We start from the raw sequence: 10,229 nt of genomic DNA, 5'->3' as shown, positions 1-10,229 counted from the left end.
TATGATACTTCTATGATACTTCTTGTAAAATAAACGAAAAAGTATCATTCTTGTATTGTACAGTGTATCAGATATTTATAATGGTATCGAACTAAATAATGATACTATGATACTTTTTTCCGCAAAAAACATTTATGCGCAAGCAATTATTTTCAATACATCTTTCATGTTATTCAGCAGATAACTGATAGTCTTGTCTTCCATTTTTTGAGGAAAACCAAATCGAGCTTCGGGTTGGGCATCGAAGCCGCTTGCATTTTTTTAGAATATTCTTCTGCTGAAATATAATAAAGTGGCAAAGGCGTCGTTATATTAACAAAAGCAAGAACTTAACATATAATAAAACGCCTATGAAGCAATATTCTACTTCTGATGAAATGAGACCGTCGAGAAAGACTATCAATATGATCAAACAGATAGCCTACACTTATCGCGCTATCAAAATGAATGGACGTTATGAGGCGTTCTGCCTCAACTAAAATAAGAACAAAGAATGAAACCAATCATATCCCCATCTCTGTTGTCAGCCAACTTTATCGACCTGAGAAGCGACATAGAGATGATCAACAAGAGCGAAGCCGACTGGCTTCATCTCGACGTAATGGACGGAGTTTTCGTGCCCAATATCTCTTTTGGATTTCCTGTCATCGAGGCGGTGTCAAAGGTATGCACCAAGCCTCTCGACGTGCATTTCATGATTGTCCACCCAGAGCAGTACATAGAGCAGACTGCCAAGGCGGGCGCAATGATGATGAATGTGCACTACGAGGCATGCACCCACCTTCACCGTACCATACAGCAGATTCATGCCGCAGGAATGAAAGCCGGTGTAACGCTGAACCCATCCACACCTGTCTGCGTGCTCGAAGACATTATCTGCGATGTGGACATGGTGCTGCTGATGAGTGTGAATCCAGGCTTCGGCGGACAGCAGTTCATTGAGAACACCATAGGCAAGCTGGCACGACTGCGCCAACTCATCAAGTCATCCGGCTCGAAAGCACTGATAGAGATCGATGGTGGCGTGCAGGCAGAAACGGCTCCCCGCCTGATAGAGGCTGGTGCCGATATCTTAGTGAGTGGCAGTTATGTGTTCAAGAGCAAAGACCCTCTTGCCACCATCCACGGTCTTAAAACATTGTAATATTCGAGAAGACATCGTGCTCCTTAGCCATACGACGTAGGTTAAGGAGTGCGTAACGCATTCTGCCAAGACTGGTGTTGATGCTTACATTCGTAAGTTCGGCGATTTCCTTGAAGGACAACTGCTGGTAATAACGCATATACACCACCTCCCTCTGGGTAGGTGGCAGCAGGTTGACCATCTTCTTAACATCCGACATCACCTGTCCCCGCACGATAGTGTTCTCCGCATTATCGAAGACCACGTATTCGTCTCTTATCTTCGACATATCGTTGTCATCGGGAGTCTCCACGATGTTCTGCAATCTGTTGTCGCGATACATGTCCATCATCACATTGTGGGCTATGCGCATGCACCATGCTAAGAACTTGCCATTGGGCACATACTGGCGCTGCTGCAGTTTGGTAACCACCTTGACGAATGTCTCCTGAAAGACATCATTCGCCTTTTCCTGGTCGTGAACCACAAACATGATGTAGCCGAACAGTTTCACCTCGTTGCGAGACAATAACAAATCGAATGCCCGATTGTCGCCCTCGACATAAGCCAAGGCGAGTTGCTCATCGGTCATTTCTTCGAGTTTTCTCATTTTTCTAACCTCTTTAGTTTCTTCAAGTAGAAATCTTAATCTATAGGCTATTTGTTTTTATTGTGTTAGGAATGTTAAAAATCACTGCAAAGATAGTACTTTTATCAAAAACCACCAAACAAGAAGACTTTTTTATTATCTTTCACACTATTTTTTAACAATTAGTGGCTGAGGAGAGGAAGGGTTCTATTAAGGAGTTATGATGAAGTAATCATGAATGTTAGCAGCGTCATTATCTGATTATTTCTCGGATTTGAGTATTTTACCATAAATTATTTCTCGGATTTAAATATTTTATCACAAATTATTTCTCGGATTTAAATATTTTCATTATATTTGCGGCTGTTATTCAATTGATTACGATTATGACAGAATACATATCAAGAAATATAGACTCAGAACTCACCGCATGGAAAGAAGATTCCATGCGGAAACCACTGTTGCTTCGTGGTGCCCGACAGGTGGGGAAATCATCAGCTGTCAAAAATTTCGGGACACAATTCAGGTATTTCGCAGAAGTAAACTTTGAACGCAACAAGGCAATAAAAACCTTCTTCCAAGGTGATATTGACGTACGATTGATTGCTAAAAAAATCAGCAGTTATATCAATGTTCCAATAGAAGCTGGCAAAACGCTCCTCTTCCTGGACGAAATACAAGAATGCCCAGAAGCTATCATGGCACTGCGCTTTTTCAAGGAAGATTATCCAGAGCTACATGTCATTGCCGCTGGTTCACTTCTTGAATTTACACTTCAGGAACTCCCAACTTTCGGAGTAGGAAGAATACATTCTCTCTTCATGTATCCAATGACCTTCGATGAATTCCTGCATGCCAACCACGAAGAAGCCCTCATCCAACTCCGAAATGAAGCATACGGGAACCTATCTATAGAACAAGCTTTCCATGACAAACTCGTGGAATACTTTCGTACCTATCTGCTTGTTGGAGGCATGCCGGAATCTGTACTTGCATGGATTAAGACACACGATTTCAACCGATGCAGAAACATCCAGGAAGACATCATACTGACATACGAAGATGATTTCAGTAAGTATAAAAAGAGAGTCAATCCAGACTTACTGCGAACAACGATGCGTGGCATCTGCCACCAGGCTGGAGAAAAGTTGACCTACAAACAAATATCAGCAGACTATCAGAGTTCACAAATTAGAGAAGCCATCCGCCTGTTGACGCTATCTGGAATCGTAACTCCTGTCGTTGCAACCTCAGGCAATGGCATTCCTCTGGATGCGGAAGCAGACGAAAAGAGTATGAAGATTCTATTCCTGGACCCAGGACTGCTATTAGCGGTACTTCAGCTGGAAGGCGACTTATCTCAACAGCTCATAGAACTTATATTAGCTGGCACTCCCCAGGAGCTTGTCAATAAAGGCGGTCTTACAGAAATGGTTGCAGGACTTGAGATTATGCGCAACAAACCATGCATCCAGCGACAAAAAATGTTCTATTGGGAAAAAAAGGGTAAGAGTGTTGCAGAGATTGACTATCTCGAAATTCACAACATGAAGATTACCCCTATCGAAATCAAATCAGGTACGCAAGGCGGCATGAAGAGTCTCTGGCTATTCATGAGAGAGAAAAAACTCACAGAAGCCTTCCGTTGTTCTCTTGAGAATTTTGGAGCTTTCGATTACATTGACAATCAAGACAACAATGCTACAAGACATGTTACCATACTGCCTCTCTACGCTTTGTCATTATTAAGAAACCATTCGTAAGCGGCTTCACGTTTATACCTTGCATAATTTTAAAAGACGGAATAACCTTTTTCAGATACAAACATCAGCTTGTTGTTTCTTAACTTCCTTGAGTTTTTCCGAAAACACCTTTATATATAGAATTCAACTTTCGCAAATGGGGAAGTTAAAGAAGTTAGAGAAGTTAAAGCCATATGCTTTATAGATAGATATTCACCCCAAAGGCTATTGGCTATAACTTCTAACGACCGAAGGGAGTGATAACTTCTTTAACTTCTGAACTTGCTAAAGTTCTATTATACATATACCAAAAAGAGGTTGGTGCAGGATGCACCAACCTCGTGATAATGATTTCAATAAAGAAAATTGAAATCTTATAAAAGATGCTGCAAATATAAACTTTATTATTGAGAACTCCAAGCTTTTTTGAAGGAAAATGAGTTTTTTAACATTGTGTACGCAACCATTACCAAATAAATTCATTATCTTTGTGGCGAAAATAACAACTACAGTATTAATCATTATCTATTTTAAAGCAAATTATGAGATACTTAAAGACACTATTGCTCGCTCTCCTATTGCCAGTTTGCGCCTTTGCAGCAGGATGGGACGACAATGAGTACAAGCGTATCGAGCAGAGCATCCAATTGCCCAAAATTGCCGAACGCCAGTTCCTTATCACATCTTTTGGTGCCAAGACTACAGCTACGGCGGCACAAAACCAAAAGGCCATCAACAGAGTCATCTCTCTTGTCTCCAAGAAGGGAGGCGGAAAGGTAATCATCCCTAAGGGTACCTGGAACACAGGAGCCATTGAGTTGAAGAGCCATGTCAACCTCGTTCTTGAGGAAGGCGCCACCCTTCACTTTGCCTTCGAGCCTAAGCTCTATCCCCTGGTACGTACCTCTTGGGAAGGTCTGGCTTGCTGGAACTACTCTCCCTGCATCTATGCCTACAAGGCTACCGACATTGCCATTACCGGTAAGGGAACCATCGATGGAGGTGGCAACAACGACACCTTCTGGCAGTGGAATGGCAGCCCTCGTTTCGGTTACAAGGAGGGTGTGACCAAAGAGAGCCAGAAGTTGGGCTCACGCAGCAAACTGCTGAAGATGGCAGAGGACGGTGTGCCTTTCGACGAGCGTAAGTTCGGTATGGGCTATGGCTTGCGTCCACAGTTGGTCAACATGGTACACTGCGAGCGTATCCTTATCAAGGATGTCAAGATGATCAACTCGCCTTTCTGGGTCATCCATCCACTGCTCTCCAAGAACATCACGGTAGACGGTGTGTATGTATGGAACGAAGGACCTAACGGTGACGGTTGCGACCCTGAGGCTTGCGAGAATGTACTCATCCAGAACTGCGTGTTCCATACCGGCGACGACTGCATCGCTATCAAGAGCGGTCGCAACAACGATGGTCGTCTTTGGAACCAGCCTTCCAAGAACATCATCATCCGCAACTGCAAGATGGAAGACGGCCATGGCGGTGTGGTGATAGGAAGTGAGATCTCGGGTGGCTGCGAGAACGTATATGCCGAAAACTGCGTGATGGACTCTCCACACTTGGAGCGCATCCTGCGTATCAAGACCAACAACTGCCGTGGCGGTCAAGTGCAGAACATCAATATGCGCAACGTCGTCGTGGGTCAGTGCAAGGAGGCTGTGGTGAAGATCAACCTCGACTACGAGAGAAAAGAGATATGCTATCGTGGTTTCGAACCTATCGTGAACAATGTGAATGTAGAGAACGTCACCTGCCAGAAGAGCGACTACGGCGTGCTGATTATCGGCCGTGACTCTTTGGAGAATGTCTACGACATCAATATCAAGAACTGTAAGTTCGACGGTGTGGTGAAAGAGCCTGTCAAGATCACCGGCAAGACCCGCAACGTGAAGTTCGACAACCTCGTCATCAACGGCTCCCTCGTTCTCAACAAGGAAGACCAGCCCTACAAGAACTATAGCGAATGGCTCACCTACAGCGAGATGAAACGTGTGCCCCACTCTTACCTGCTCGACTTCAGCAGTAAGCCCAAGTGGAGCTATGTGATGGGTATCGAGATGGAGGGAATGCTCGACACCTACGAGCACTACAAGGAAGGCAACAATGCCATCCTCGACTACCTGAAGGAATATCCTGCCAAGATGATCGACGAGAAAGGCAACATCACTGGCTACAAATACGCAGACTTCAACCTCGACAATGTGCGTACTGCCAAGTTCATCCTGCGCATGCACAACCTCTTCCCCTCTAAGGGAACAGAGAAAGCACTGAAGACACTCTTCAAGCAGTTGCAGAACCAGCCTCGCACCAAGGAGGGAGTTTACTGGCACAAGGCTATCTACGCCAACCAGGTATGGCTCGACGGTATCTTCATGGGACTGCCTTTCTACTGCAACTATGCCGTACAGACCATGAAGCCCAAGAAGGCAGAGAAGTATCTCAACGATGCGGTAGACCAGATGGTGAAGACCGACTATCGCACCTACGATGAGAAGACGCAACTCTGGAAGCACGCATGGGACGAGACCCATCAGCAGTTCTGGGCAAACAAGGAAGACGGCAAGAGCCAGCACTGCTGGGCAAGAGCCTTGGGATGGTATGTGATGGCTATGACCGAGTGCCTCGACGCCATGCCCGAGAACTACGCACGCCGCCAGGAGGTGATCGACCTGCTGAACAAGGCGATGAAGAGTGTGGTGAAGTACCAGGACAAGAAGACGGGTGTATGGTACGACGTGCTCGACGTGAAGAGCGACAAGAACTATCTGGAGAGCACAGCCTCTTCGATGTTTGCCTATGTGCTGCTCAAGGGCTACCGCAAGGGCTACCTCTCTGAGGAATATCTCAAGGCAGGCGTGAAGGCATACAATGGTATCTTGAAACAGTTTATCAAGGTAAACGCCGACAAGACCATCAGCCTGACACGCTGCTGTGCAGTAAGCGGCTTGGGCCCTGGCCCTGGCCCATACGTCAAGAAGCCCAACTACAAGCGCGACGGCAGCTTCGAATACTATATGAGCGAGCCTATCCGCGACAACGATGCAAAGGGCGTAGGTCCTTTCATCTGGGCAAGTCTCGAAATGGAACAGCAAGGACTTATCAAGTAACTCTATAAAAACAATCAGGCTAACAAATGAAGAAATCATTATCTATCATTGCGGCCTCACTCATCAGCATATCTACCATGGCACAGGCTCCTGCTTTCCCCGGAGCCGAAGGTCATGGTAGATTTGTTACTGGAGGAAGAGGCGGTAAAATCTATCACGTAACGAATCTCAACGACAGCGGAACAGGCTCTTTCAGAGAGGCTGTCAAATCGGGCAAAAGAATCATCGTCTTCGATGTGGCTGGCGTCATCGCCCTGAAGTCGGACTTGAAGATAGCAGACAACATCACCATCCTCGGACAGACAGCCCCTTCGCCAGGCATCACACTGCGCTATTATACGGTTCAACCGGGTAGCAACAATATCATCCGTTTCATTCGCATCCGACGTGGACAGGAGAAGAGCATCAACGACGGTGCTGATGCCTCATGGCAGCGCAACAAGACGGGTATAATCTTCGACCACTGCTCCTTCAGCTGGAGCATCGACGAGGTGGCTTCGTTCTACGACAACAACAACTTCACCATGCAGTGGTGCACCGTGGCAGAGAGCCTTACCAATCCCGGTCACTCCAAGGGTGCTCATGGCTATGGCGGTATCTGGGGCGGTAAGTTGGCAAGCTTCCATCACAACTTCGTGGCTCATCTCATGAACCGTGGTCCCCGATTCAATGGTGCACGATATGGTTGGACGGGCTATACCAGCAACAAGGAATACAGCACCTATAAGTGGCAGAACACCGTACAGGCAGAGAACGTTGATTTCCGCAACTGCGTGATGTATAACGCTCAAGGCACCTGCTATGGTGGTCCTGGTGGTGGACAGATCAATATCGTCAACAACTACTACAAGGCTGGTCCAAGCCATAGTTTGAGAGGTACAACTCTCAATGGACTCAAGGTGGATGTGAGCACAGGTAAAGAGCGAGGAAGCCAAGACCGTATCACCCTTGTCACACTTTCTAACAGTGGTAACTCCGACAAAAATCATCCAGAATTATACGACATGACCAGCCGTTACTATATCAATGGTAATACGACAGAAACCACGAAAGGTCAGAAGACGGAGAACAAAGACTGGAAGGGCATAAGCTACGACAAGGGTATTCCAAGCCTGAACGGAGAATATTACAGTCCCGATGCCAAGAACTTCTATGGCGATGCTGTGGCTCATACCACTGTCAGCGGCAAGTCGTGCGTCAAGATTAAGATGGACAATCCAGCTCCTACAGGACAAGTAACCACCCACTCTGCTGCCGAAGCTTACGAAAAGGTTCTCGCCTATGCTGGCGCCTCACTCTATCGCGACGAAATAGATGCCCGATACATGGAAGAAGCCAAGACGGGTACAGCCACCTACAAGGGAAGCATCACCAACTCGCCTGATATTATAGATAAGGTGTCAGACGTGAAAGGTTATACGGAAGCCAACTTCGGCACAGGCTCTCGTCCTGCTGGATTCGACACCGACAAGGATGGTATTCCTGATGAATGGGAAAAAGCCAACGGTCTGGATCCTAACGATGCAAGTGATGCCCTCACCTACTCGCTCGACAAGAAGGGTTATTATACCAACATCGAAGTCTATGCCAACTCACTGGTAGAGAACATCATGAAGTCAGAAAATGCTGATGCCATTGACGCAGTTGATGAGTATTATCCAACTTCTACCTCTACAGGCATCAGCCAGACGGTTGTCGACAAAGGCGAAGTGACTTCCATCACGTATTATGCCCTCAACGGCTCTCGTCTCAATGCCCCTGCCAAGGGTATCAGTATCAGAAAGATAACCTACAGCAATGGCAAAACCGCAACAGACAAAGTAATTAAATAAAGAAAAGCCTATCGTTCATGGTCGAAAAAGGGATGTTTTATGTCCTTTTTTCGACCTTTTTGCATTTTAATCGAAATTTAATGCCTTTTTTAGAACAACCTATCTAATTTTTTACTAACTTTGCAAAAGAAGATAAGAGCACTCGGCAATCTGAAAGTTGTCTTTCATTGCGCTCGTTTGCACTTTCTTCACATAAGAGTTAAATAAAACATTAATTAATCTTTTAAATCTTACGTTTATGAATAAAATTTTACGCATTTCAATGATCGCTGTATTGGCATTAATTGCTAATTTCAGCTTTGGACAGGAAGTAACTTTGGACTTTACTAACAACACAACCTGGAAATTTCCTGAAGGAAATACAAATGGAGCAACAGAAGCTGCACAGTTTTCTAATGGCACATACACCATTACTGTAGAAGCCCCAACAGCTTATTACTGGTTTCCTTCTAACAGTGCTCTTTTATATGGCAAAAAAGATGCAACTATTACCCTGCCAAAATTTAATTTTGACGTAGAGCGAATTGACATTATTGGAGCAGCTGGAGCATCGGGAAAAACTACAAGAAACATTTTTGTTGGCAATACTGCTGTAAGCACAGAAACAAAAAGCGCCAAAGGAACCCACGAATATGAAATCAAAGCAGACAATCAAGCTGCAAATACTAAGTATATCATAAAGGTGACAAATGCTAATAACGACCAAATCCAGAAGATCTTAATCTGGAAAAAAGGCACTACTAAACCTACAGAAACACCAACAGCAGCAAACATAGCTGCATTCAAGGCTTTGGCAAGTGAAACAACTGCTACTTTAACTCTCAAGAATGCGCAAGTAGTTTACAAGAACGTTTACACAACAAAATCAGGTGCAACAAACACAGAGTACTATGTTCGCGATGCATCAGGTGCTATTCTGTTCTTCAATACAGATTTGGAATTAAATGTAAATCAGGTAATCAATGGTACAGTAGAGGTTACATACTCTTCTTTCAACGAGTTGCCTCAGGCTACAAAAACCGCAAATACATCTGCAGAAAAGTTAACTATTACAGACGGAGAAACCGCAGTTCCTACAAAGGTTACTGTAGCAGACCTCACATCAAATAAATATCTTTGCGATCTTGTAACAGTAGAGAATGCAAATATAATATCTGAAACTTCAGGAACTTATACCAATCAATATCTCACAAATGGTACTGATAAAGTTATGATTTACGACAAGTTTAAAACCAAGACAAGCATCACTGACGGTGAAGGTCTTGACGTAACTGGTATCTTAGTCACAGCTAAGTTGAGCGGTAACATCATTAAAGAATTTGCTCCTATTTCTGCTCCTATACCAACAGGCATCAACAACATCACAACCGATGCAACACTGGAGAATGCTCCTGCATTCAACCTCGCAGGTCAGAAGGTTGGTAAGGCATACAAGGGTGTAGTCATTAAGGCTGGCAAGAAGTTCGTACAGAAGTAATTTTTCTCTTTTCGAAGAGAATAAATTGGGTAGGAGGTAAATGTTATACATAAAAGACATTTACCTCCTACTTTCATATTTACCAATCTCCAATGCCACTTCACATGAAGTACAACCGACATGGAAGCCGACTGACTTATACATATTGTAGAACTGGTCTATCTATCAACATACCAGCATCAATATCTCCTTTTACTTTTGCAATGCCTTTTCGTATCTTCTCCAAGCTCTTACCATGCGGTACTTTGATACCTAATGCGTATTGGCGAAGGTGCGAGGCAAAAGGTCATAGGAGCAGCACGCCCTGAAGGGGCAGAAGCTCTTAGCCCAGGGCAGCGCCCTGGGTATAA

The 10,229-nt window shown here is 44.8% G+C and carries 7 protein-coding genes; 6 read left to right on the top strand and 1 reads right to left on the bottom strand.

The window, feature by feature from the left end; genetic code table 11:
- Nucleotides 1-350 precede the first annotated feature (350 nt).
- Nucleotides 351-479, top strand: a complete 129-nt coding sequence (locus F7D20_RS13130) for a hypothetical protein (RefSeq protein WP_022252005.1) — start codon at nt 351-353, stop codon at nt 477-479.
- 14 nt (nt 480-493) lie between these two features.
- Nucleotides 494-1,144 carry a ribulose-phosphate 3-epimerase gene (gene rpe, locus F7D20_RS01540; protein WP_158462525.1) on the top strand — a complete coding sequence of 217 codons (651 nt, stop codon included), beginning with the start codon at nt 494-496 and terminating at the stop codon, nt 1,142-1,144.
- Here rpe and F7D20_RS01535 read toward each other — a convergent pair.
- Nucleotides 1,131-1,733 (bottom strand): RNA polymerase sigma factor, encoded by a 603-nt coding sequence (locus F7D20_RS01535; protein WP_158462523.1) that lies wholly within the window; start codon nt 1,731-1,733, stop codon nt 1,131-1,133. The two genes, rpe and F7D20_RS01535, sit on opposite strands and share 14 nt — an antisense overlap.
- Before the next feature lie 365 nt (nt 1,734-2,098).
- Between F7D20_RS01535 and F7D20_RS01530 the strand changes: the two genes are divergently transcribed.
- From F7D20_RS01530 to F7D20_RS01515, 4 genes are all read left to right on the top strand, one after another.
- Complete coding sequence (locus F7D20_RS01530; RefSeq protein ID WP_158462521.1) at nt 2,099-3,475, top strand: ATP-binding protein; 1,377 nt, start codon at nt 2,099-2,101, stop codon at nt 3,473-3,475.
- Between the two features lie 521 nt (nt 3,476-3,996).
- The gene (locus tag F7D20_RS01525) at nt 3,997-6,570 is read left to right on the top strand and encodes a glycoside hydrolase family 88 protein (protein ID WP_158462519.1); all 2,574 of its coding nucleotides are present in this window, start codon (nt 3,997-3,999) and stop codon (nt 6,568-6,570) included.
- A 26-nt stretch (nt 6,571-6,596) separates the two neighbouring features.
- The gene (locus F7D20_RS01520) at nt 6,597-8,402 is read left to right on the top strand and encodes a thrombospondin type 3 repeat-containing protein (RefSeq protein WP_228114069.1); all 1,806 of its coding nucleotides are present in this window, start codon (nt 6,597-6,599) and stop codon (nt 8,400-8,402) included.
- A 238-nt stretch (nt 8,403-8,640) separates the two neighbouring features.
- Nucleotides 8,641-9,879 carry a hypothetical protein gene (locus tag F7D20_RS01515; RefSeq protein WP_158462517.1) on the top strand — a complete coding sequence of 413 codons (1,239 nt, stop codon included), beginning with the start codon at nt 8,641-8,643 and terminating at the stop codon, nt 9,877-9,879.
- Nucleotides 9,880-10,229: the final 350 nt, after the last annotated feature.

Source organism: Segatella copri (assembly GCF_009495355.1).
Classification (GTDB): domain Bacteria; phylum Bacteroidota; class Bacteroidia; order Bacteroidales; family Bacteroidaceae; genus Prevotella.
This window is presented reverse-complemented; position numbering and strand designations above follow the sequence as displayed.